Here is a 23555-nt window from a genome sequence, read left to right on the forward strand (position 1 = left end):
CGGCCAGGACAGGTCTTCCAATGAAACCTATATCCAGGTCGCCAGCAAAGGCTGGAGCCTGCCGGCTGAAAATCTCCGCTCTGCGATTGCAAAAAGCCTGTCCCTTCGCGAGTCACTGCTCCGCTATGCCCACGCGTTCCTTATCCAGTCGTCCCGGACTGCACTGATCAACGGCCATTCGAAAATCGAGGAACGGCTGGCCCGCTGGTTGCTGATGGTCCACGATCGCGGTGAAGGCAACAAGATCTACCTGACGCATGAATTCCTGGCGACCATGCTTGGTGCTCGGCGTCCCGGCGTTACCACAGCCTTGCAAATGCTTGAATACAGGGGGCTGGTTCACGCCAGGCGCGGCGAGATCACCATTGTCGACCGCGCCGGGATGATAAAGCTGACCCATGGCGCTTACGGCGAGGAGGAGCAGCGCTATTTTGGTTTGGCCTCCGCCTGATTGTCCGCTTTCAGACATAATCTTGAAGGCCGCCGCGTGTTGGCCGTAAATCATGTTTGGTCAGAATTTCAGGGAGGAAATTCTCGATGGCCAGTACCTTTCACACAGTCACGGTTGAAAGAGCCGCCGAAGCCTATGTTCTCTCCAGAGGCAAGGCACACTTTCTCTCCATCGCACAGGCAATCCGCGCCATCCGAACACTCATGCCGGCTTGCATCGCAACCGACCGCGAGTTGGAGGAGATGCTGGCGGCGGCATGCGTCATTCACGGCGTGCCCGTCGCTTTCGACGTGACGGCGGCCGCGGGCGCAGAACCACGGCTCCATTCGTAAGGCCGGAGATGCCCGCGCTCGCGCAGACGCCTACCTTGTCGGACGTTCGCCTTGCGATCGTTCGCTACCTGATCGACAATGTCGACCACCCGAGCGTTTCGATATCCGAGGTTAGCCACGCCGTGAGAAGAGCGTTTCCGCTTTGCGAACTCACGGATTGGGAACTTGGCGATCTCATTGCGCGAAGCGCGATTGGCGCGGGATTTGCAATCGATTTCGACGCAACCGAGCCCTGAGGTCTATCGAGGCACCGACGGTTTCGCGCCGTCTTCCAAGGGGATCGAACTCTTCCAGAGTTACTGGGTTCTGGCCGCAAAAACGCGCGCTAAGCCACCCCGCCCCTGTTCCATCCCCGGCCCCGGTCGCCGAACATCACATAGCCGGTGTCGGTGACCGCAACCGTGTCCTCCAGCTTGATGAAGCCGCGCGTCGGATGAAGCATCGTTGTCTCGACCGACAGCACCATGTTTTTCTCCAACGGCTGTTCGGCATAGGTGCCTTCGTAGGTCACCGGGTGGTTGGTCATCAGGAACGGCGCCTCATGCGTGATCAGCCCCATGCCGTGGGCGAAGAAATCGGTATAGGACGCGACCTTGGATCTCTTCAGCACGCCCTCCGCGTGAGAGATAATGTCGCCGCCCAGCGTGCCTGCCTTGACCTTGGAGAAGGCCGCTTGCTGCACCGTCTCGACCTCGGCCAGCAGATCCTCCAGTTCGGCGTCCGGCTCGCCCAGAATGCCCATCCGGCAGAGATCGCCGATATAGCCGTGATAATTGCCGCCGGAATCGATCGACAGCACCTCGCCCTTCTTCCACGTCTGCGGCGAGGCGGCGCGGTTGTGGCTGGAGCCAAGCGTCAAAAGACAATATTCGAAATGCGCGCCGCGATTGGTCTCCTCGCGCCTGAGCTGTTCGATGATCTCGGTCTTGGTAGTGCCTTCGCGCGCCCATTGGATAGTCGCCAGCATGGAATCGGTGATCAGTTCGGAGGCGATGCGCAGCTTCTCCAACTCGGCATCCGTCTTGATGGCGCGCATGCGCTCGAGCATGTCGGTCGCATCGATCAGTTTGGCGTCCGGCAGCGCCTTGCGGATCAGCATATACGCGTCCGAGGGCAGAAAAGCCGGCTCGATGCCGATGCGGGCACCGCCCCTGCCGATCGTCTTCAGGTGCTCGACGGCGAGATTGGCGGCATCGAGCGTGCCCCAGCAGGCGGCATGCAGCGTCGGTGTCCAGAACGGGTGGTTCTGGTGCTCGCCGCCTTCCATGCGGTTGCCGATATAAGCGGCATGGTCCGGCCCGCCCTTCTCGTACACGACCACGGGCAGATAACGGCTGTGGCCGATCGCATCCATGGCGGCGAAGAAGATGAACTTGTAGCCGCCAAGCAGGTACTGCGTATTGTGCTTGGAGGTGGCGAGCAGCACATCGATGCCGGCCTCCTCCATCAACCGGTCGACCCTGGCATGGTCGAACGGAATGGCGCTGACGGCATTCTTGCCCGGGGCGATGTTCATTTCTCTCTCCCTGAATTCCTTGGCCGGCCGGTGGGATCGCCGGCTGTTTCGATCCCGATACGCTCGCTGTCGATCACATCTGCACTATTTTTCTGGGTCTGGTCCAGCCAGAAATAGGCCGAACGGCTACGCTAGCACGCTTTGTCGCCCGCACGTCGTGGCATCGACCTGATCTGGTCCTACCAGATAAGGTCGAATAGAAGCGCTTCGCCATAACTGGTCCAGCGGACAGAATTTTCAAAGCCACATGAAGATGCGCCAAATCCGTCTCTGGCGAAACCCCGGACAAAGCCCATAATCGCTGTTGCAGGATGCTGGCGGGCTCGCGAGTATCCGAGGGTATTGGCGCACCGGCCGGATCACGGCGAGGACGGAGTTCGATCATGTCAGACTTCACGATTTCCAGACGCACCATGCTTGCCGGTTCGGCAATGCTTCTGGCCTCCACCGCCATGCCCGGTATCGGCTGGGCGCAGACGCCGAGAAGGGGCGGCCGGCTGGTGGTTGCCGCCGATTCCGAGCCGCGCAATCTCAATCCGGCGATCGTCGCCTCCAACGGCGTCTTCTTCATTTCGAGCAAGATCGTCGAAACGCTGGCCGAAGCCTCTTTCGACGGCAAGGACGGGCTGGCGCCGCGCCTTGCGCTCAGCTGGGAAGGAACTGCCGACGGCCTGTCGGCGACGTTCAAATTGCGCGAAGGCGTCAAATGGCATGACGGCAAGCCGTTCACATCGGCCGATGTCGCCTTCTCGGCGCTGCAGATCTGGAAGCCGCTGCAGAATCTGGGCCGCACCGTGTTCAAGGATCTGGATGCCGTCGAGACGCCAGATGATCTCACCGCCGTGTTCAAATTCGCCAAGCCGACGCCGTTCCAGCTGATCCGCAATGCCTTGCCGGCGTTGAGCAGCGTCGTGCCGAAGCACATCTATGAGACGGGCAAGATCGAGGACAACCCGGCCAACAATGCGCCGGTTGGCACCGGCCCGTTCAAGTTCGGCGAATACAAGGCCGGCCAGTACTACCGGCTGCAGAAGAACACCGACTATTGGGGCAAGGATGAGCCCTATCTCGACGAGATCATCTACCAGGTACTGCCCGACCGCACCTCGGCCGCTAGCGCCCTGGAGGCCGAGGAGATCCATCTCGCTGCTTTCTCCGCCGTGCCACTGGCCGACCTCGATCGCATCTCCAAGGTGCCGGGCCTCAAGGTGATCACCAAGGGCTACGAGGGGCTGACCTATCAGCTCGTCGTCGAGATCAACCATCGTCGCAAGGAACTCGCCGACCTCAAGGTGCGCCAGGCGATCGCGCACGCCATCGACAAGGATTTCGTCGTCAAGACGATCTTCCTCGGCTATGCCGCCACCGCCACTGGTCCGGTGCCGAAGAACGATCCGCAGTTCTACACCGCCGACGTGCCGACCTACGCTTTCGACGTCGCCAAGGCCAATGCCCTGCTCGACGAGGCCGGCTACATCAGAGGCGACGACGGCAAGCGCTTTTCGCTGAAACTTTTGCCGGCTCCCTATTTCAACGAGACCAGGCAGTTCGGCGACTATCTGCGCCAGGCGCTCGCCGCCATCGGCATCGACGCCGAACTGGTCAACAACGACTCGCCCGCGCATATCAAGGCCGTCTACACCGACCATGCCTTCGACCTTGCCGTCGGCCCGCCGGTGTTTCGCGGCGATCCGGCGATCTCGACCACAATTCTGGTGCAGAGCGGCATTCCGGACGGCGTGCCTTTCTCCAACCAGGGCGGTTACAAGAACGCCGATCTCGACGCCCTCATCGCCAGGGCCTCCGAAACGCTCGACACATCGGCCCGCACCGAACTCTACAAGGAGTTCCAGAAACAAGTCGCCGCCGACCTGCCGCTGATCAACGTCGCCGAATGGAGTTTCATCAGCGTCGCCCGCGAGACGGTCGAGAATATCGCCAACAATCCGCGCTGGGCGGTGTCGAACTGGGCGGACACGTATTTGGCGAATTGAATTGAGATTGACCTTCGCCAATAGGTGAAGTTGGTAATGTCCGTGCTCGACGATACCCCCCTCTGTCCTGCCGGACATCTCCCCCTCAAGGGGGGAGATTGGCCGTCACATGCCGTCGCGTCAATCGCGGACATCGCTGAGGGGAGAGCCGGCATCCAAGCAAGCCAATCTCCCCCCTTGAGGGGGAGATGTCCGGCAGGACAGAGGGGGGTGCCTTGGCGCAGCACCTCTCTTGACGGGCACCACGTCAAGTCATCCCCATGAACCGCGCCCTCATCCTCCTCCGCCGCCGTCTCGTCGGCAGCGTCTTCGTGCTGCTGATCGTCGTCATCGGCACCTTCCTTTTGCTGGAACTCGCCCCCGGCGATGCAGTCGACGCCTATATCGTCTCGACCGGCGGCGATGCCGGCATGATCGAACTGCTGCGCCATCGCTGGGGTCTCGACCAATCGGAACTGACGCGGCTGGCCAACTATCTCTGGGCGCTGCTGCATCTCGACCTCGGCCAGTCGGTGACTTTTTCCAGGCCGATCCGCGACGTCATCCTCGAGCGCTTGCCGACAACGCTTATCCTGATGGGCAGCGCCACCGCGTTCTCCTTCGGTCTCGGCTCGGCACTTGGTATCTACGCCGGCGCCAGGCCCGGCAGCTTTCGCGATCGTTTCCTGTCGGTCGGCTCCCTGGCGCTCTATGCGGTCCCTGGCTTCTGGCTCGGGCTGGTGCTGATCGTCATCTTCGCCGTCGACCTGCGCTGGCTGCCGATCGGCGGCATCGAGAGTATCGCCTCGACCAAGACCGGCCTTGCCCGTGCCACCGACATTGCTACCCATCTCGTCCTGCCGGTCTCCGCGCTCGGCTTCATCTATCTGGCGCTGTACTTGCGCATGATGCGCGCCGGCATGGCCGAAGCCTGGCGGCAGGATTTTGTCCTCGCCGCCCGCGCCAGGGGCATTTCCCGCCGCCGCATCGTGCTCACCCATGTCGCCCGCAACGCACTGCTGCCGCTTGTCACCATGCTCGGCCTGCAATCGGCGCAGATGCTGGGCGGCAGCGTCGTCATCGAAAGCGTCTTTGCCGTGCCCGGTCTTGGTCGGCTGGCGCAGGAGGCGGTGGCGGCGCGCGACACGCCGCTGTTGCTTGGCATCATCCTGGTCAGCGCTGTGCTCGTCATCCTCATCAACCTTCTCGTCGACATCGCCTACGCCTTGCTTGATCCGCGCGTCGGCGCTAGCGAGGCCGGCGCGTGAGCCCGCTTCGCCGCTTTCTTCGTATGCCGGAAGCACTCGCCGGCACGGCCATTCTGGCGGTGCTGTTCGCCATGGCGCTCGCCGCACCCTTGATCTTTCCCGGCGATCCGCAGGCCATTGCCGGGCCGGCGCTGCTGCCGCCTTTCCAGGACTGGTCGCTGCCGCTCGGCACTGACCGGCTCGGTCGCGACGTGCTGGCCGAGTTGTTTCACGGCGCCCGCACGTCGCTGGCTGTCGGACTGGCGGCGGCGGCCGCCGCTCTTGCCGTCGGCGCGATAGTCGGCACGCTGGCAGGCTTTGCCGGCGGCCTCGTCGACGACGTGCTGATGCGCATCACCGATGCCTTCCAGACTGTGCCGAGCTTCCTCCTGGCGCTGGCCTTCGTCAGCGCCGTCGGGCCTTCGCTCGGCGTCGTCGTCGTGGCGATCGCGCTTGGCGCCTGGACCGGGCCAGCGCGAGTGGCGAGAGCCGAAGTGCTGTCGATCCGCGAGCGCGATTTCGTCGCCGGCGCCCGCGTCATCGGCATGCACCCGCTGGAGATCGCCTTTCGCGAAATTCTGCCCAACGCCTTGCCGCCGGTGCTGGCATTGTCCTCGGTCATCGTCGCCGCCGCCATCCTCACCGAAGCCGCTCTTTCCTTTCTTGGCCTTGGCGACCCCAATCGCGTCACCTGGGGCGGCATGATCGCCGAAGGCCGCGCCGTTTTGCGCACAGCGCCCTTCCTGTCGATCATTCCGGGCGTCGCGCTCGTGCTGACCGTGCTTGGCGTCTATCTCGCCGGCGAAGGTGTCATCGAAACGACGGCGGTGAGACGGAGCCTGTCGTGACGGCGCTGCTTTCGATCCGCGATCTGACTGTGATCTATCGCCGCGACGGCAGCGAGGTGGCGGCGCTGAAAGACATTAGCCTGGATATCGCTGTCGGGGAGCGCCTCGCTGTCATCGGCGAGAGCGGCTCTGGCAAGAGCACGCTGGCGCTGGCGATTGCCAGGCTGTTGCCAGCTTCCGCCAGGATCGATGGCAGCATCGACTGGTTCTTGCGACCGCCGCCAACCTTGGGTGCCAAGGCACCCCCCTCTGTCCTGCCGGACATCTCCCCCTCAAGGGGGGAGATTGCGCTCTCATCTCCGCCTTCGCCAATCTCCAAGGTTGCAGGAGAGGACCCAACAGCGAAACTGCCAATCTCCCTCCTTGAGGGGGAGATGTCCGGCAGGACAGAGGGGGGCCTCATGGAACGCAAAGCTCAAAAATCCACCGCCAAACCGGACCACACCCCGCTCGGTGGCCGCGACATCGGCTTCGTCTTCCAGGATCCCTCGGCAAGCCTCGATCCGGTCATGACGGTCGGCAAGCAGATCGCTGAAGTTGCCCACACCCATCTCGGCCTCAATTGGCCGCAAGCCTATGCCAAGGCAAAAACCCTGATCGAGCGCGTTCGCTTGCCCGATCCGGACGCCGCCTTGCGCGCCTTTCCGCATCAGCTTTCCGGCGGCCAGAAACAGCGCGTGGCGATCGCCGCCGCGATAGCGGCCGGCCCTAAACTACTCATCGCCGACGAGGCAACCAGCGCGCTGGACACCATCGTGCAGGCCGAGATCGTTGCATTGATCCGGCAACTCGTGGCCGAGGACGGCATGACGCTGCTGTTCATCAGCCACGACATCGCGCTGGCTGCCGCGCTTGCCGAGCGCATCGCCGTATTCCGGCATGGCGGACTGGTCGAGATCGGTGCGGCCAGGCAGATCGTCAGCGCCCCGCGCCACGCATACACACGCTCACTGCTCGACGCCCATCTCGGCCTCGACGCCGAACCGCTTTCGCGGCAGGCCGGACCTTCGGCATGAGCAGTCCTTTGCTGAGCGTTTCCGGCCTCACCAAACGATACCGTCGCGGCGGCAAGACCATCGCCGCCGTCGATAATGTTTCCTTCCACATCGAACCCGGAGAAACGCTGGCGCTGGCCGGACCATCGGGCAGCGGCAAGTCCACGATCGCACGGCTGGTGCTCAGACTGGTCCAACCCGACGCCGGCGATATCCAGTTCAAGGGCGAGGATTTTCTCGCCCTCGGTGGCGCCACCTTGCGTGCCCGGCGCGCGCGCCTGCAAATGGTGTTCCAGGATCCGCTCGCCGCTTTCAACCCCCGTGCCACCGTGGCGCGTGTGCTCGACGATCCCTTGCGCATCCATGGCATCGCGTCCCGGTCGGAGCGCCCGCGCCGCATCGCCGCCCTATTGGAGCGCGTTGGCCTTAGCCCTGATCTTGCGCCGCGAGCCATCCACGAAATCTCCGGCGGCCAGCGCCAACGCGTCGCGATTGCCCGCGCCATCGCCACGAAACCGTCGCTGATCGTGCTCGACGAAGCCGTGTCGGCGCTCGACGTGTCGGTACGCGGACAGATCCTCAGGCTGCTGCTCGATCTGCAGCGTGAGGAACGGATCGCCTATCTGTTCATTTCGCATGATCTCGGCGTGGTCCGTGCCATCGCCCATCGCCTCGTCATCCTTGACGCCGGCACGATCGCCGAGAGCGGCGATGCCCGCACGGTAATCGACGCGCCGCAATCGGCCATCGGGAAGGCGCTGGTGGTGGCGGCGCCAAAACTCGACCGAACCGGACCATGACCCCGACGACAAGCCAGGACGCATCATAACAGACCCGCGGCCTGTTCGAGGCGACCGGCATACGCTTCGACAACGTCACCTGGACGCCGGATCACGGCTCTGGCTGCTGCCACATCGCCCTGACGAACAGGGACGCCGGCTAATGCATGTCGCCGTCAGTACCCCAGCGCGCAACCGTCCTTGCGGGGATCGGACGCGCCGGTAAGCGTGCCCTTGTCCCAATCGATCAGCACCAATTGGCCGCCGCCATGCGGCTCGGCGGCGATCGAGACATGGTGGCCTCGTTCGCGCAGGCCGCCGAGAGTGCGAGCCGGGATGCCACGCTCGGCCTCCACAGCGTCCTGTTTATAAAACACCCTCGGCGCATCCAGCGCCTCCTGCGGATCCATGCCGAAATCGATCATGTTGGTGAGCAGGTGGACATGGCCGAACGGCTGATAGCCGCCGCCCATCACCCCGAACGGCATGACTGCTCTTCCCTTGGCCGTCACCATGCCCGGCATGATGGTGTGCATGGGACGTTTCCCCGGCGCGATGCGATTTGGGTGGCCTGCCGTCAGACGGAAGCTGCTGCCGCGGTTCTGCAGGACGACCCCGGTCCTGGGGCCGACCACCCCGCTGCCGAACGAATGAAAGGTCGAGTTGATGAAGGAGACCGCGTTGCGGTCGCGGTCGACCACGGAGATATAGACGGTATCGCTCGGCTGCAACTCCAAGCGAGGCAGATGCGTCATCGCACGCTCCGGGTCGATAGCGGCGCGCAGCCGGTCCGCATGGGATCTCGACAGCAACTCCTCAACCGGCACATGGACGTGGTTCTGGTCGCCGATGAAATCGTCGCGGTCCTGATAGGCGAGCCGCCCCGCCTCGATCTCAAGGTGAAGCCTTTCGGCACCGTTCGGTTCCAGGGAGCCGAGCGAAAAGCCCGACAGCACATTCAGCATGATGAGCGCCGTCAGGCCCTGATTGTTCGGCGGCATCTGATGGACGTCGTAGCCACGGTAAGATGTGCCGACGGGCTTGACATAGTCGCCCGTCGTCGCCGCGAAATCCTCAAGCGTATGCAGTCCCCCGAGCGCGCTGAGCCGCGACACCAGATCGTCGGCGACCTCGCCTTCATAGAAGCCGCCGCGGCCGCGGTTGGAGACAATGCGCAACGTCTCGGCCAGTTGCGGCTGCCGGTGCAGGTCGCCAGCCTTCGGTGCCTTTCCATCCGATAGGAAGATCCGCGCCGCATGTTCGTCGTCTGCGAGCAAGGCGGCGCTGTCGGCCCAGTCGAAGGCCACGCGGTCATGCACGACATAACCCTGTTCGGCATAGCGAATGGCAGGCGCGAGCGCGGCGTCGATGCCCTTCCTGCCATGATCCCCAAGCAGCCGGCACCAGGCGTCGATGGCGCCCGGCACGGTGACCGCGTGCGGGCCGAACCCCGGCAGTTCCTCATACCCCCTGTCCAGATACCATTCTGCCTGCGCCGCGGCCGGCGCGCGGCCCGAGCCATTGAAGGCCACGACTTCGCTCTGGCCGTTGGGGCAATAGAGGACGAAGCAATCACCACCGATGCCGGTCGATTGCGGCTCGACGACTGCCTGCACCGCCGCCGCGCAAACCGCCGCGTCCATTGCGTTGCCGCCCGACCGCAGCATGTCGACGGCCGCCAGCGTCGCCAGCGGGTGCGATGTCGCGGCCATGGCTTGCGTCGCGCGAACCGGCGACCGTCCGGGGAATTGAAAATCACGCATGCGGGATCATAGCCTCCAATAGAGCAGATTTGGACCAGCGCTAGACTAAGTCGCTCGGAGGGAAGTACCAGACCTTCCTTGCTCGCCCTACCCGGCGCATCAGAGCGTGCCAAAACTCCGGAGCATTCGCCCCTTCAAGATCCCGTGCCGAGCACGCCATGCTCGGCCGATACCATGGCGAAAAGATCATCGTCCGTATGACTGGGAAACAGCTCCGGCTGGCTGCGTTTGCCATTGCGCCTTCGCCCCAGGCGCGGGACGGCGTCAAGCAGGCTTTTCGTATACGGATGCTGCGGATCGGCGACGATCTCGCCGGTCGGGCCGAACTCGACGACCCTGCCGCGATGCATGACGGCGATCCTCTCGCTCATATGGGCGACGACGGCGATGTCGTGCGAAATGAACAGATAAGATAGCCCTTCGCTCTCCTGGATGTCGACGAGAAGATCCAGGATCTGCGCCTGGATCGTGACATCCAGCGCCGACACCGGCTCGTCGGCCACCACCACCGCCGGCCTTGGCGCGAGCGCCCGGGCGATGGCGATGCGCTGGCGCTGGCCGCCTGAAAACTCATGCGGATAGCGGTCGAGCTGGTCCGGCCTCAGGCCGACCTGGTCGAACAATTGGGCGACACGCGCACGGATGGCCCGCCAGTCATCGATACCCTGCGCGTAGAGCGCCTCGCCGATCTGCCGCGCCACGGTCAGCCGCGGATTGAGCGAGGAATAGGGATCCTGGAAGATCATCTGGCAGGGGCGGAAATGCCGGCGCTGCAGCCCGGGCGAAACGTCGGTGACATCCGTGCCCATGATTGAGATGCGGCCGGAACTCGGACGATCGAGGCCGACGGCGATCCGCCCGAGGGTCGTTTTGCCCGAGCCGCTTTCGCCGACGACGCCAAGCGTTTCGCCGCGCGACAGCGTCAGCGACACGCCGTTCACCGCATTGACCAGCCGTCCGCCCGAGGTGAATACACGCCGGATCGTGTCCAGGACCATGACCGGAGCATCGTTCATACCGCGCCGGCCTTTTCTGTAAGGCGGGGCGGGCGGGACCCGCGTTTGGTCATGACCCGGTCGAGCGTCAGATGCGAGGCGAGAAGCCCTTTGGTGTAGGAGTGCCGCGGCGCCGAAAGCACGGCCTCGACATTGCCCATCTCGACGATCCGGCCCGCCCGCATCACGGCAACACGATCGGCGGTTTCCGCGACCACGCCGATATCGTGGGTGATGAGCAGGATGCCAGAGCCGAGCCGGTTCTTCAGGTCCACCAAAAGATCGAGCACCTGGGCCTGCACGGTGACATCGAGCGCGGTTGTCGGCTCATCAGCGATCAGCGCGCCGGGATCGAGCGTCAGTGCCGCCGCGATCATGACCCGCTGACGCATGCCGCCCGAAAGCTGATGCGGGTATTGCCGCATCACACGGTCCGGTTCTGCTATCCCGACATCGGCGAGCGCGGCAAGCGCCCGGATAGTGGCCTCGCTTTGCGAGATGCGGCGATGGCGAACCAGCCCTTCCGTCATCTGGCGGGCAATCGTCAGCACCGGATTGAGCGATGTCATCGGTTCCTGGAAGATCATGCCAACCCGCGCGCCGCGCACATCCTCCATGGCGCGGCGACCGAGCGCCAGCACATCCGCGCCATCGATCCGGATATCGCCCGAGGCGGTCGCGGTTTCCGGCAAAAGCCGCATCATCGCCAGCGACGTCATGCTCTTGCCGCTGCCGGATTCCCCGACCAGCGCCAAGATCTCGCCGCGCGCCAGCTCGAAGCTGACGTCGTCCACAGCCAGGAACGGTCCGTCCTTCGTCTCGAAGCGGACGCTGAGGTTCTTCACCTCGAGGAAGGCCGTCATGACGTCCTCTTGCGGCGCGGATCGGCCAGGTCGCGCAGGCTGTCGCCGATCAGATTGAACGACAGCACGGTGAGGCAGATCGCCAGGCCGGGAAAGATCAGGATCCATGGCGCCTTGGTGATGTAGTTGCGGCCGGAAGCCAGGATGGCGCCCCATTCCGGCGACGGCGGCTGCACGCCAAGCCCCAAGAAGGATAGCCCGGCGGCCGACAGGATCGCCGAGGAAAAGCCGAGCGTCGCCATGACGATCAGGCTTTGGCCGATATTTGGCATCACATGCACCCGCACCAGCCGTCCGGAGTTGATGCCGGCAAGTCTTGCGGCCTCGATATAGGGCTTGGCCCGCTCCGCCGCCGCCAGCCCATAGGCGACGCGGGCATAGAACGGGACCAGGCTGATGGCGATGGCGATCGTCGCGTTGACGATGCCCGGGCCGAGAAAGGCGACAAGCGCCAGCGCGATCAGCGTATCGGGAAAGGAATAAAGCACGTCGATGACGCGCAGCAGCACCGCCTCGGCCAGCCTGCCGGCGAAAGCGGCGACAAGGCCGACGAGGCCGCCGACGGCAAGGCCACTCACCACGGCGCAAAAGCCGATGCCGAGCGACAGGCGCGCGCCAGTGAGCACGCGGCTGAAGAGATCGCGGCCGAACTCGTCGGTGCCGAACAGGAACTTTGCGCTTGGTCCGGCAAGGCGCGGACCAACCGCCATCCGCGTCGGATCGAAGGGGGCGATCCAGGCGGAAAGCAGCGCCGCCGCGAGCACGATGCCCGCAAGGCCAAGCCCCAGCGCGACGTTCCAGGGAACACGCCAGCCCAGCCGCTTTCTCTTCGTCTCCAGGACAGCGCTCACCGCTGCCTCATTCTGGGATCGAGGAAGCCGTAAAGGATGTCGAGGCTCATCGAGACGACAACCACCGATGTGGCGAATATGACGATGAAGCCCTGGATCATCGGGTAGTCGCGCTGCAGCATCGCCTGCACGGCAAGGCGGCCGATGCCGTTCCAGGAGAACACGTTCTCGACGATGACCTGTCCGCCCATCAGATAGGCGAAAACCAGGCCGACGACGGTGACGATGCTGATCAATGCCGGCCGCAGCGCATGCACGATCAGCACCTGATGTTCGCGCAGGCCGCGGGCGCGAGCGGTGCGGATATAGTCCTCGGCGAGGATCTCGACCAGCGCCGACCGCGTCATGCGGGCGACCAGCGCGCAATAGGTGAGACCCAGCGTCAGCGCAGGCAGGATGAGATTGCGAAAGTCCGTTCCAGCGACCGGCAGCCATCGCAGATGCAGCGAAAAGACCTGGATCAGCACCAGGCCGAGCCAGAAGCCGGGAATCGACACACCGAGCACGGCGACGATCATCACGGCGGCGTCCGCGGCCGTGCCGCGGTTGACGGCAGCGACGAAGCCGAGCGGAATGCCAAGAAGAAGGGCGATGCCGAGGCCCGCGACCGCCAGCATGAAGGTATTCGGCAGACGTTCGAGAAGCAGGCGCACGACCGGCTCGTTGCCGCGAATGGTCGTGCCGAGATCGCCCGAGAGCGCATTGAGCGCATAGCGGCCGACCTGCATCCACACCGGCAGGTCGAGGCCGAGACGGGACCGCATCTCGTCCATGGCTTCAGGGGTCGCGGTGACGGACTGCGCCATCATCGCCGTCACCGGATCTCCCGGCACCACATGCACGAGCACGCCCGACAACAGGATGACGGCCAGCACCGTGGCGAAGGCGGCCGTCAATCGTTTCGCGATCAGCCTGATCATGTCGTGGCGATATCCACCCCTGGGTCGTTATGGCCTTTCCGCCCTTGCCTGGGCGGAAAGGCCTGGGAATCGTCACTCAGCGACTTTGACGTCGTTGAACAGAAGCGACACCATATAGCCCATCTTGAAGCCGTCAATCTTGGCGCTCGACGCCATCAGCCAGCCCCAGCCCGGCGACAGCAGCGGGATCGCATAGGCATTTTCCATGAGATATTTCTCGATGTCATGGATCTTGGCCGCCCGCGCATCGCCGGAGAGCTGGCGCTGTTGTTCCAGCATCGCGTCGAGGTCGGCATTGAGGCCCATATTGACGAAGCCGGGCCGCTTCCACAGGAAGTAGAGATAGTCCGGATCGACGCCCGACATGCCCATCGTCCACACGGCCGGTTCGCCATCGGTCTTTTCGTTCACGCCCTTCATGTAGTCGAAGAACGCCGCCACCTCGCGGGTCTCGATCTCGGCATCGACGCCGATCGCGGCGAGATCCTGCTGCATGATCTGGTGCATCTGATCCCAGCCCGGCAGCTTGTGCACCAGAAGCTTCACCTTCAGCAGGTGGTCGGGCCCGTAGCCGGCCTTTACCATCAGCGCCTTCGCCGCCTCCGGATCGTATTTCACGCCCCAGCTCGCACACAGGGCCTCGTCGGTGGCGAAGAGATTGGGGGCCACCGGGCAATTGCCTGTGCCGACCAGCCCCTCGAAGGCAATGTTGGCATAGGCGTCCCGGTTCATCGCCATGCCGATGGCCTTGCGTATGTCGGGATTGTCGAGCGGCTTGATCTTCCAGGTGAAGGCAGCGACCATCTGCTGGCCGGAAAGGTCGGCCGCATAGACCTTGAAGCCGGCATCGGACTTCAGGTCGCCGGCCTCCTCGAGCGACGGCTCGGCCATGTCGACTTCGCCCGACCGCAGCGCCGCCATGCGAGCGACAGCCTCAGGAATCACCTTCAGCGTCAGCTTGTCGATATAGGGCTTGCCCGGATTCTGGATCAGCGGATTGACGTTCTTGTATTCGCCATTGGCCTCGAGCTGGATGCTGTCATTGCGCGTCCAGCCCACGAATTTGAACGGTCCGGTACCGATCGGCTTGAATTCGGCGCCGGAGACCGAGGACGGGCAGACCAGGCTGGACTGGATGTTGGTCAGGAACGAGGTAAACGGACCATAGGGCTCCGAAAGCTTGACCGTGACCACATTGCCGTCGACCGTCGTTCCACTGACCGGCCCCCATGCGGAGGCATTGGGATTGACGGTGGCCGGATCGACGGCGCGGTCGACGTTGAACTTGACGGCGGCCGCATCGAAATTGCTGCCGTCGTGGCACTTCACGCCGTCGCGGATGGTGAAGGCATAGGTCTTGCCGTCGTCGGAGACGGTCCATTTATCGGCGAGGCCAGGATGCACCGATCCGTCCTTATCCATCGTCAGAAGTGTATCGAAGATCAAATTGGTGATCTGTAGCGACTGGGTGGTGCCGGTCTTTTGCGGATCGAGGCTGTCGGCGTCGACCGACCGCGCCACCGTGAGGTTCGCGGCCGCGGCCGGTAGCGCCACGATTGCTGTCGCCGCCACAAGGGCGGCTGCCAGCGATCGCCGGATCGCCTGTCTTGAAAGCGTGGTTCGCAAGATCATCTTCGCACTCATCATGGTTCCCCTTTTCTTGTTTAGTCGATGCATATTTGCGGACGTTTGCCCGCCCATGGCCGCGCCTGTTCCAACTGGCCCGCCAGGCTGAGGAGCAGCGCTTCGCCGGCGGGTGCCGTCGCCAACTGGATGCCGATCGGCAACCCCGCCTCGTTCCAATGCAGCGGCAAGGAGGCGGCTGGCGAGCCGTTGACGTTGAAGACGTGGGTGAAGGGCATCCAGGACAGATAGAACTCGTAATGGCTGCGCATATCGGCGGAAACCGGGAAAGCGTCGTGCGGCAAGGGGGGCTGCGCCAGCGCCGGCGACAAGAAGACATCGTAATCGGAAAACACCGACGTTACCGCTTCGGCCACCTTGTGCAAACCGGCAACGGCCATGTTGAGGTCCACGGCCGAAATGCGATTGCCGGCCTCGATCATCTCCCACAGCATCGTCGGGAAATCCGCTTGTGTCAGCTTGCGGCCGAGTACACTCTCCTCGGCTCGCATATCGGCGGCGTATTCGGCGAGAATGAAGGTCTCGAAGGCCTCCCACCCGTTAGCGGGCAGCACGACGTCGCGTTCTTCGCAGACATGGCCGAGGCTTTCGAGCAGCTTGACCGTCTCGGCGACCGCCTTCTTGCAATCGGAGTGAGTGGGCGCCCCATAAGGCGCCTTGGTCGAGACCGCTATTCTGAGCCGCCCTGGATCGCGGCCGACCTCGGCCGCGAAGTTGGCGCCGGGCGGGTTGTTGAAGAACTGACCGGGATAGATCCCCGCCGTGGCGTCGAGCAAGGCGGCGCTGTCGCGCACCGAACGGGTGAGAGCATGCTCCACCAGCATTCCCTGCCATGTATCGCCGGCGGGGGCGACCGGATTGCGGCCGCGCGTCGGCTTCAGCCCGAAACAGGCGCAGCAGGAAGCCGGCACGCGGATCGAGCCGCCACCATCATTCCCATGCCCCATGGGGACCATGCGGGACGCGACCGCCGCTGCCGTGCCGCCGCTCGACGTTCCCGCCGTATGGCCTAGGTTCCATGGGTTCGACGTGACGCCATGCGCGGTCGAGCGGGTCGTCCAGTCCATGGCGAGTTCGGGAACGGCGGTCTTGGCGAAGATGACCAGACCGGCCTGCTTGAATCGACGGACGAGCTCGCTGTCGCGCGCGGCCTTGTAGCCAAGGCGCGGCGGCCAGCCCGATCCGGTCGGCTGCCCGCCATAATGAGCGGTGAGATCCTTGAGCATGAAAGGGACGCCGGTGAATGGCCCTTTGGGCAGGCCGGCCTCGATGCGCTGCAAGGCCTCGTCTGCGAAAGTCGCAACCACCGCGTTGAGAGGACCATTGACGGCACTGACGGCATCGAGCGCCGTTTCGAGAAGCTCGCTTGGCGTTACAGTGCCTTCGGCCACCAGGGCAGCCAGCCCGGTTGCGTCGAGTTTCGAATATTCATTCAGTTTCACGGGACATGGTTCCATGGCAGCCAGGATGCAACAACCTAGCCGGCGTCCGGTCTGCCGGCATGATGCCGAAGGGTGGGATTGAAGAATAAGTTCAACTCACCCGTAAGGGTGATATAGGGGTATCGAGAAAAACCAGACAAGGCGCCATGAAGTCGGACCTGCGCTTATCCGCCCGCCCCTTTCTCGCCAACCGGCGCATCATCCCGCCGCGCATTCCGCTCGATGTCGTCGGCCGCCCGCGTCTGAACAGGATCGCCGGCCTTCTCACCCGCTACCGGCTGACACTGGTCCATGCGCCGGCCGGTTCGGGCAAGACCACGCTTCTGTCGCAATGGTACAGCGCGCTGAAAAACGAGGGTACCACGACCGCGTGGTATTCGGTCAGTGATGACGAGAGGGACCCGCTCGGCCTTGCCGACTATCTGACGCTGGTGATGAGCGGAGCCGCCAAGGGGCAGAGCGCGCGCGGCCTTCCCATGAATCGGGACGAGGCGGTGGCGCGGCTTCTCGGACTTGTCGAGGAGGCGACGGCGCAGGGACCAGTCGTCCTTTTCATCGACGACTATCACCTTGCCGATGAGAATGATGCATCCGCCACCATTATCGCGCTGCTGGACGCCGAGTTTCCGCAGTTCGGCATCGTGCTGGCGAGCCGCACCCGGCCCTCGCTGGCGCTCGGCCGCTACCGCGCGCATGGCGAGATGATCGAGATCAGCGTCGACCAGCTTCAGTTCAGCGCCGACGAAACGGCCGACTTCTTCCGCGCCGCGCGCGGCGTCGAACTCTCGCCCGACGAAAGCCGCATGATGCGTCAGCATACGGAGGGCTGGGCGGCGGGGCTGAGGCTGGCTTCGCTCGTACTGGGCCGCGATGGCGACCGCAACATGATGGCGTCGGCGCCGCCCGGAAGCCATCGCGCCTTTGCCGACTATTTCCTGGAAGAGGTCCTTTCCGGATTGCCCGAACACATCATCGATTTCCTGGTCGAAACCTGCATCCTCGAGACGCTCAGCGGCGAATTGTGCGACATGCTGACCGGGCGCACGGATTCGGCTGGCATTCTCGAACATCTTGAGGAAGCGCAGCTCTTCATCGTCGCATTGCCGGGGCAGCAGCGCTGGTACAGATATCATCATCTGTTCCAGGAATTCCTCTACACGCGACTGCTCGCCAAGGGCGATGCGCGGATCGACGAACTGCACCGCAAGGCCGCGGACTGGTTCATCGGCTCGGGCAGCCCGGTCGAGGCGGTGCGGCATGCTTTCCTCGCCCACCAGTCGAAATGGGCGGCCGAACTGATCGAGCGTTACTGCGTCTATGACTATCTCAGCCATGGACGCTTCGAGCTGTATTTCCGCTGGATGCAGCAATTGCCGCGCGAGGCGCGCGAAGCGCGGCCGCTGCTGATGTTCCTGCTCGTCTGGCGCCACATCAACGGTCGCCGTTTTCCCCAGGCCGAGCAGACGCTCGCCACTATCGAGCTCAGCGCGGCCAATCCCGACGGTGAATGCGCGGCGATCCTGCGCGAAACCGGTCTCGACCTTAGCGGCCGCCTGCATCTGATGCGGGCGCTGATCGGCGCCTACGGCGGCGATCTCGCCGCTTGCCGGTCGCATATCGACGCCATCGGCGAGCGCGAACTCGATCATCTGGCCTTCGGACAGGTCGACCTCGATTCGATCCACAGCTATCTGGCCTTTCATGAAGGCGCACTGGAGGCGGCCGAACGGCTGACCTGGAAGGCCAGCGGCGTCTATGACGATATCGCCTGCCATTGGGGCGGCATCCACTCACGCTGCATAGCGGCGATGGCCTACATGGCGCGCGGACTGCCCGGCGAAGCCGAGCCCGTGCTCATCGACGCGCTGGCCAACGGCGAAAGCTATTTTTCCGAGCAATCCTACATGGTCGCCCTGCCCTCGGCGCTGCTCGGCATGATCGCCTATGAGAAGGGCGATTTCGAGCGCGCCGAAAAACTCTGGATGCGGGCGATGCCGCCGGAAAAGACCGTCGATGTCTTCGGCCTTTGCGAGCGGGTCCTGATCGCGACCATTGGCCTGTCGCGTCTCTACGACGCCACCGGCCGGGTCGAGGCGGCGGACGCCCTGTTCGTACGCGCCAGCCGCCGCGCCTATGAGGCTGAGGATTTCAGGCTGGAGTTCCAGCTGGCGCTGGAACGCGCCGACCGGGCGTTCCGCCAGGGACGCAGCGCCGACGGCATCCGCGAGATGGAGCGGTTCGGCACGCAGCTCGACGAGGCGCGCGCCCGCTTTCCCGCCTCGATATGGCAGATATGGGAGAGCCATCTGATCGTCGACGCACGGGCATTAGCCGCGCGCGGTCAGACAGCCGAGGCGGTTGCGCGGCTCGCCGAAGGCAGTGCCCAGGCCCGTGCCCAGAACCGGCAAGCTTGCGCCATCCTCATGGAGCTGTTGCAGGTCAAGTTCCAGGAACAGTCCGGGATTTCACCTGCCGAGGATCGCCGCGTGGTGCTGGCCGCGCAGGCAAGAAGGGCGGGATTGCAGCAAAGCCTGGCCGATCTCGTCTACTGGCAGCCGGCTATTCCCGATCGCGCCGGCCAGAAAGGAACCGCCTCGGCTACGTCCCGCACCGTGCGCCAGCAATCCGAGCCTCTCCTGCTGACGCCCAGGGAATACGACGTGCTCGAACTGATGCGGCAAGGCCTGTCGAACCGCGAGATCGGCACGAGGCTCCATATCAATCTCAACACCGTGAAATCCCACGCCAAGAACATTTTCGAGAAGCTGCAGGTCAAGAACCGCACCCAGGCGGTGCTGAAAATTCTGGCCTGAAGGCTGTGTTCAAACCATAGCGAGGCAGTCGCATCAACGTGCCGCCCAGACCAGGCCGCGACGAAATATCGTCTGCATCTGTGGCACCTCGAACTCCTTGGCGGCATGCCCGAGCGACGAGTAGAAAACCCTTCCCTTGCCATGCCGGCGCTTCCAGACCACCGGCATCACGACACCGTCTATCCAGGGTGCGTGCTCACCGGAGAAAGTCGTGGTCGCCAGCACTTCATTCGACGGATCCACATGCATGTAATACTGCTCCGAGCGATACGAAAAATCGTCGATGCCGTGCATGATGGGATCGTCGCGCCTGGCGATGTCGACCTTGTAGTCGATGATGTTGCCGGGATGGGCGACCCACTGGCCGCCGCACATGAACTGATAGTCCGTGGCTTCACGAAACGCATCGCCCATGCCGCCGTGATAGCCGCCAAGACCGACACCGCTCTCGACTGCCTTCGTCAGGTTGAGCTCTTCGTTCTTCGCCAGCTTGGACATCGTGTAGATCGGCACGATCAGGCTCAGATCGACGATCGCGGGGTCGGCGAAAACCTCGGTCGTGGTTTCGACGCGAACCTCGAACCCTTCCTCCTCGAGCATCGCCTTGACGGCGCGCGCGCCTTGTTCCGGCTCGTGTCCATCCCAGCCGCCCCATACGATCAGCGCTTGCCGCATCTTCCGCTCCTTCAATTGGCTATGTCGTTTACCTCGGAAATTGCCGGGCTCGGTCAGCGGAATCTGAACAGATCGATGGTGTAATCCGGGTAGGCGTCCAGCCCGTCGAAAAGTCCGGCAAGGTCGGTAGTGTCCGCCAATATTCCGGACAAGACCAGCGCCGTCGCCACGCCGGCGCCAAGCCCGCCGGCGATATCGTGTTCAACGCTATCACCGACACATACCACCGTGCTGCGATCGGGATCGCCCGCCAGCGCCAGGGCGGCGGTGAAAATCGGAAGATAGGGTTTGCCGATGCGGGTGACGCCGCCGCCGAGGCTCTCGTAGAGATCCGCCAGCCGGCCGGCGCCGAAACGCGGCCCCACGGCCGTCAGCATGATCTTGTCGGGATTGGTGCAGAAGCACGGCACCCGCCGCGCCGCTGCCGGCGTGAGAAGTCGGCGATAGTGATCGAGGTCGTAACGGTCGCCCTCGCTGGCGGAAATCAGCACCAGTTCGGCATCGTCGCCACTCTTGGCCGGTTCGAACGGCAGGCCCTCGATCGCCGAGCGGTCGTCATCGCGGCTGATCAGCAGGCATTTCGTGCCCGGGCGCAGGCTTCCATGTGCCACCATGTCGTGGAAGGACCGCCACGCCACTTCGCCGGAAGAGACGAAGTGGTCCCAACTCCCCGCTTCGAAACCGAGCTTCAGCAGGCGATGCTCGTTGGGCTCGGCCCGCTTGCCGGAATTCGAGATCAGCACGACGGTCTTGTGCGCGCGCTTCAGCGCCGACAATGCTTCCACCGCGCCCGGATAGGGGCTGGTGCCGTCATGCAGCACACCGAACTGGTCGAGCAGGAAGACGTCGTACCGCGAGGCCAGTGCTCCGATCCCGTCGAGATGCTCAACCGTTTTCACAGCAGCTCCGCTGTGCCTGCACCCATCAGCGCCAGCCGCGCGGTGCCGGCGGCGGCCTCGTCGGAAAGCGCCGGCAGGAAGGGGACGCCGAGCTTGCGTTGGCGGATCGCGGTCCAGGCGGGATTTGCCGCGCCGCCGCCGACGCTCCTGACCGATGTCAGCCGAGGCGCGCCGAGTTCGGCAAGCCTGCTATAGCCGAGCGCCTCGATCGCGGCGATCCCCTCCAGCATTGCCTTCAGGTGGTCCGCGTCGTCCACCGGCCGCGGAACAAGCCGTGGCGGCAGCGCCGGATCGGCGATCGGAAAGCGTTCGCCCGTCGCGGGAAGCGGATAGTAGTCGAGGCCGGTCTCGGTCATCGGGTCGATAACCGCGCTGAGTTCGATGATGCGCGCAAGCGAAAAATGCTGGGCGAGCACCTTGCCGCCGGAATTCGACGCACCGCCCGCCAGATAGGCATCGCCGAGCCGATGGCTGTAGATGCCGAACCGCGGCGCCGAGATCGGCCGGTCGGACAGGATCTTGATGGTCAGCGAAGATCCCAGCGCAGTAACGCCGTCGCCGACTGTCGCCGCACCCGTCGCCAGGAACGAAGCGCATCCATCCGTCGTGCCGGCGACGACAACCACATCGCGCGGCAGGCCGAACAGCTCGGCGGCGCGCGCCGCGATCGTGCCGACGACATCGCCCGGCCTGACAACGCCAGGCAGCAATCCCATGCGCATGCCGGTGGCCGCGATCCAGTCCGGCCAACAGCGGGTCTCGACGTCGTAGCCGGTTTTCAGCGCGTTGTTTTCGTCGCTGACATCGAAGCGGCCGGAGAATTGTCCCGCGATCCAGTCGGCCTGGTGCAGCACGGCAGCGACGCCGGGCAAGCGCTGGAAAGACAGCGCCTTGGCAAGACCGGACGTCGCCCCAAGTGCCGCACTCGTTGCCGGCGCTGCGCGGGCAACCGCGGCGAGGATGGCGTCGGCGGCGACCTTGTCGTTGTACATCAGCGGTTCGGCCAGCGGCCGCCCGGCACTGTCGACCGGCAGCAGCGTGCCCGACGTACCGTCGACGGCGATCGAACGCACCGCCCCGCGATCGATAGATTTGAGCAGCTCCGCCAGCGTCGCCCCAACCGCCTCCCACCACACGCCGGGGTCGCGGCCGTTCGGCCCAAATCGTTCGAGCGAGACAGCGGAATGCGCGGCAATGGAAAAATCCGGCCGCATGGCAACGGCGCGTGCGCCCGACGTGCCGATGTCGATGCCGATGGCAAGCGCTTCTTGCCTGGCGATGATCTTGCCCGAACCGGTTTCCAAGTCTTGCTGCGCTGACTTTTCTTGCCGCGCTGACCTTTGGTTCGGGATCATGATTTAACTGCCGGCGGCATTGAGTTTCTGGCGATACTGCTCGGCATCCCAGTTGATCAGTTCGTCATTCTCGGCATCGGTAAGGTAGTTCAGCCTCGCCGTGGCGTCGACCCGCGCGGTCACGTCGGCCAGGCAGCGCTGCATGGCATTGGCGCCGGCGCTGGCGTCGCCGCGCATCAGCACGCCAAGGCCGGGAAACAGGATCGCCGCCGGCGCCGTGCCCAGCCGTTCGATGATACCGGCCACATCCTCGCCGGACCTTGCCACGATGGAACCTATGCCGAGAAATATGACGTGGTCCGGATAAAGGCTGCCGCCCGATGCCATGCGGCAGCTCTCGGGATCGATCGCTACGGCATGTGCCTCGATGTCGGCCGGCAATCTGTAACCACTGTTTCCGGCGAGTGCCGTCAATGCCGCAATATCCGGTTCCGCCACGTTGCGCGGCGACCGTGCCAGAAGCTGCGTGACGCGGCGCAGCAGCTCTTGCGCTTCGGCGACGGTCTCGGCCGCCACGACCAGTCCGTGATTGCCAAGGATCAGCACATCGACGCCTGGCCGAAGGCGCTCGGCAATGCCCTGGGCCAGCGGCAGGCCCGGCCGGCGATAGGGGATATAGGCCCATTCAAGGCCGTCGAGACGCCTGGCGGCCTCGGCCTCGCCATCGGCCTGCACGGCGAGCGAAATGGTGTCGACGCAGTGGACATGCAGAACGACACGCTGCGGCATCAACGCATGCACCGTTGTCTCGATCGAGGGGCGCAACCCGCGCGGATTGAGCGCCTCGATGGCGAAACCCTGCGGCCGGTCGGCGGCCGGGTCGCGCTGTCGGACGGCGCTGAGCAGCGGAGGGATCGCCACCGGCACCATGATGTCCTCGGCCAGCGCATCCCTCAACCAGGTGCCGGACGCCTTGATCCAGAGCGTGTCGCCAGCCTTCAGCGAGGTGTTGCCGCCGGCGGCCTGGGTCAAATGCGGATCGCGCCCGATGCTGGCTGAAAGCGTCCGCAAAGCGGCCAGTTCCCGTGCATCCGCCAGCGTATCGGCTTGCGTCGCCATCGCGCATTTCCTCCAACAGTCCGGCCACGTGTCCCGCAGCTTGCCTGTCCCGTCGCCGGGACAATTATTGGTGCTGGTATCGCAGATGCGAGTGAGTTACGTCAATAGTGATCCAACATCATCAAACTGGCTTGC

The 23555-nt window shown here is 64.2% G+C and carries 20 protein-coding genes; 8 read left to right on the top strand and 12 right to left on the bottom strand.

From position 1 onward, the window contains the following. Positions 1-451 (top strand): Crp/Fnr family transcriptional regulator (locus tag C9427_RS22355; RefSeq protein ID WP_146172580.1); only part of this gene is annotated, 451 nt, incomplete at its 5' end. 86 nt (positions 452-537) lie between these two features. Beyond that, complete coding sequence (locus C9427_RS22360; RefSeq protein ID WP_107651277.1) at positions 538-783, top strand: hypothetical protein; 246 nt, start codon at positions 538-540, stop codon at positions 781-783. A gap of 325 nt (positions 784-1108) precedes the next feature. Here the strand turns inward: C9427_RS22360 and C9427_RS22370 are convergent, their stop codons facing one another. Continuing rightward, a complete protein-coding gene (locus C9427_RS22370) occupies positions 1109-2299 on the bottom strand; it encodes a M24 family metallopeptidase (RefSeq protein ID WP_107651279.1) in 1191 nt (396 codons plus the stop codon). A 383-nt stretch (positions 2300-2682) separates the two neighbouring features. Between C9427_RS22370 and C9427_RS22375 the strand changes: the two genes are divergently transcribed. From C9427_RS22375 to C9427_RS22400, 5 genes are all read left to right on the top strand, one after another. Continuing rightward, positions 2683-4293, top strand: coding sequence for an ABC transporter substrate-binding protein (locus C9427_RS22375; protein ID WP_107651280.1), 1611 nt, complete (start codon positions 2683-2685; stop codon positions 4291-4293). 260 nt (positions 4294-4553) lie between these two features. Then, positions 4554-5540 carry an ABC transporter permease gene (locus C9427_RS22385; RefSeq protein ID WP_107651281.1) on the top strand — a complete coding sequence of 329 codons (987 nt, stop codon included), beginning with the start codon at positions 4554-4556 and terminating at the stop codon, positions 5538-5540. Then, positions 5537-6367: an ABC transporter permease gene (locus tag C9427_RS22390; RefSeq protein ID WP_107651282.1), complete on the top strand. Its 831-nt coding sequence runs from the start codon at positions 5537-5539 to the stop codon at positions 6365-6367. Before C9427_RS22385 ends, C9427_RS22390 begins: the two co-directional genes overlap by 4 nt. After that, a complete protein-coding gene (locus tag C9427_RS22395; protein WP_167434443.1) occupies positions 6364-7383 on the top strand; it encodes an ABC transporter ATP-binding protein in 1020 nt (339 codons plus the stop codon). The genes C9427_RS22390 and C9427_RS22395 overlap by 4 nt, the downstream gene beginning before the upstream one ends. After that, on the top strand, positions 7380-8162 hold the full coding sequence (locus C9427_RS22400) for an ATP-binding cassette domain-containing protein (RefSeq protein WP_107651283.1): 783 nt from the start codon (positions 7380-7382) through the stop codon (positions 8160-8162). The genes C9427_RS22395 and C9427_RS22400 overlap by 4 nt, the downstream gene beginning before the upstream one ends. A gap of 155 nt (positions 8163-8317) precedes the next feature. Here C9427_RS22400 and ggt read toward each other — a convergent pair whose 3' ends face one another. From ggt to C9427_RS22435, 7 genes are all read right to left on the bottom strand, one after another. Then, the gene (ggt, locus tag C9427_RS22405) at positions 8318-9904 is read right to left on the bottom strand and encodes a gamma-glutamyltransferase (RefSeq protein ID WP_107651284.1); all 1587 of its coding nucleotides are present in this window, start codon (positions 9902-9904) and stop codon (positions 8318-8320) included. 134 nt (positions 9905-10038) lie between these two features. After that, a complete protein-coding gene (locus C9427_RS22410) occupies positions 10039-10920 on the bottom strand; it encodes an ATP-binding cassette domain-containing protein (protein ID WP_107651285.1) in 882 nt (293 codons plus the stop codon). Further along, on the bottom strand, positions 10917-11762 hold the full coding sequence (locus C9427_RS22415; RefSeq protein ID WP_107651286.1) for an ABC transporter ATP-binding protein: 846 nt from the start codon (positions 11760-11762) through the stop codon (positions 10917-10919). Before C9427_RS22415 ends, C9427_RS22410 begins: the two co-directional genes overlap by 4 nt. Next, complete coding sequence (locus tag C9427_RS22420; RefSeq protein WP_245437137.1) at positions 11759-12613, bottom strand: ABC transporter permease; 855 nt, start codon at positions 12611-12613, stop codon at positions 11759-11761. Before C9427_RS22420 ends, C9427_RS22415 begins: the two co-directional genes overlap by 4 nt. Next, on the bottom strand, positions 12610-13533 hold the full coding sequence (locus C9427_RS22425) for an ABC transporter permease (RefSeq protein WP_107651287.1): 924 nt from the start codon (positions 13531-13533) through the stop codon (positions 12610-12612). The genes C9427_RS22420 and C9427_RS22425 overlap by 4 nt, the downstream gene beginning before the upstream one ends. Positions 13534-13605: 72 nt before the next feature. Then, entirely contained in the window at positions 13606-15165 is a 1560-nt protein-coding gene (locus C9427_RS22430; RefSeq protein ID WP_107651335.1) for an ABC transporter substrate-binding protein, read from the bottom strand. 32 nt (positions 15166-15197) lie between these two features. After that, complete coding sequence (locus tag C9427_RS22435) at positions 15198-16619, bottom strand: amidase (protein ID WP_107651288.1); 1422 nt, start codon at positions 16617-16619, stop codon at positions 15198-15200. Between the two features lie 146 nt (positions 16620-16765). Here C9427_RS22435 and C9427_RS22440 point away from each other — a divergent pair, with 146 nt between their 5' ends. Beyond that, entirely contained in the window at positions 16766-19432 is a 2667-nt protein-coding gene (locus tag C9427_RS22440) for a winged helix-turn-helix domain-containing protein (protein WP_107651289.1), read from the top strand. A 33-nt stretch (positions 19433-19465) separates the two neighbouring features. Here C9427_RS22440 and C9427_RS22445 read toward each other — a convergent pair whose 3' ends face one another. The 4 genes from C9427_RS22445 to C9427_RS22460 all read right to left on the bottom strand — a co-directional run bounded on the left by C9427_RS22445 (position 19466) and on the right by C9427_RS22460 (position 23420). Continuing rightward, on the bottom strand, positions 19466-20107 hold the full coding sequence (locus C9427_RS22445; RefSeq protein ID WP_107651336.1) for a ThuA domain-containing protein: 642 nt from the start codon (positions 20105-20107) through the stop codon (positions 19466-19468). Positions 20108-20160: 53 nt separating this feature from the next. Next, entirely contained in the window at positions 20161-21006 is an 846-nt protein-coding gene (locus C9427_RS22450; RefSeq protein ID WP_107651290.1) for a TIGR01459 family HAD-type hydrolase, read from the bottom strand. Continuing rightward, positions 21003-22220: an FGGY-family carbohydrate kinase gene (locus C9427_RS22455; protein ID WP_245437145.1), complete on the bottom strand. Its 1218-nt coding sequence runs from the start codon at positions 22218-22220 to the stop codon at positions 21003-21005. The genes C9427_RS22450 and C9427_RS22455 overlap by 4 nt, the downstream gene beginning before the upstream one ends. A 144-nt stretch (positions 22221-22364) precedes the next feature. Further along, positions 22365-23420, bottom strand: a complete 1056-nt coding sequence (locus C9427_RS22460; RefSeq protein WP_107651291.1) for a class II aldolase/adducin family protein — start codon at positions 23418-23420, stop codon at positions 22365-22367. Positions 23421-23555: the final 135 nt, after the last annotated feature.

Source organism: Mesorhizobium helmanticense (genome assembly GCF_003034915.1).
Taxonomy (GTDB): Bacteria; Pseudomonadota; Alphaproteobacteria; order Rhizobiales; family Rhizobiaceae; genus Mesorhizobium; species Mesorhizobium helmanticense.

What these genes read in the sequence shown, in the direction of transcription:
- C9427_RS22360 (WP_107651277.1), top strand. Translation starts at nt 538, where the DNA reads ATGGCCAGTACCTTTCACACAGTCACGGTTGAAAGAGCCGCCGAAGCC.
- C9427_RS22370 (WP_107651279.1), bottom strand. Translation starts at nt 2,299, where the DNA reads ATGAACATCGCCCCGGGCAAGAATGCCGTCAGCGCCATTCCGTTCGAC.
- C9427_RS22375 (WP_107651280.1), top strand. Translation starts at nt 2,683, where the DNA reads ATGTCAGACTTCACGATTTCCAGACGCACCATGCTTGCCGGTTCGGCA.
- C9427_RS22385 (WP_107651281.1), top strand. Translation starts at nt 4,554, where the DNA reads ATGAACCGCGCCCTCATCCTCCTCCGCCGCCGTCTCGTCGGCAGCGTC.
- C9427_RS22400 (WP_107651283.1), top strand. Translation starts at nt 7,380, where the DNA reads ATGAGCAGTCCTTTGCTGAGCGTTTCCGGCCTCACCAAACGATACCGT.
- ggt (WP_107651284.1), bottom strand. Translation starts at nt 9,904, where the DNA reads ATGCGTGATTTTCAATTCCCCGGACGGTCGCCGGTTCGCGCGACGCAA.
- C9427_RS22410 (WP_107651285.1), bottom strand. Translation starts at nt 10,920, where the DNA reads ATGAACGATGCTCCGGTCATGGTCCTGGACACGATCCGGCGTGTATTC.
- C9427_RS22415 (WP_107651286.1), bottom strand. Translation starts at nt 11,762, where the DNA reads ATGACGGCCTTCCTCGAGGTGAAGAACCTCAGCGTCCGCTTCGAGACG.
- C9427_RS22425 (WP_107651287.1), bottom strand. Translation starts at nt 13,533, where the DNA reads ATGATCAGGCTGATCGCGAAACGATTGACGGCCGCCTTCGCCACGGTG.
- C9427_RS22430 (WP_107651335.1), bottom strand. Translation starts at nt 15,165, where the DNA reads ATGATCTTGCGAACCACGCTTTCAAGACAGGCGATCCGGCGATCGCTG.
- C9427_RS22440 (WP_107651289.1), top strand. Translation starts at nt 16,766, where the DNA reads ATGAAGTCGGACCTGCGCTTATCCGCCCGCCCCTTTCTCGCCAACCGG.
- C9427_RS22445 (WP_107651336.1), bottom strand. Translation starts at nt 20,107, where the DNA reads ATGCGGCAAGCGCTGATCGTATGGGGCGGCTGGGATGGACACGAGCCG.
- C9427_RS22455 (WP_245437145.1), bottom strand. Translation starts at nt 22,220, where the DNA reads ATGCGGCCGGATTTTTCCATTGCCGCGCATTCCGCTGTCTCGCTCGAA.
- C9427_RS22460 (WP_107651291.1), bottom strand. Translation starts at nt 23,420, where the DNA reads ATGGCGACGCAAGCCGATACGCTGGCGGATGCACGGGAACTGGCCGCT.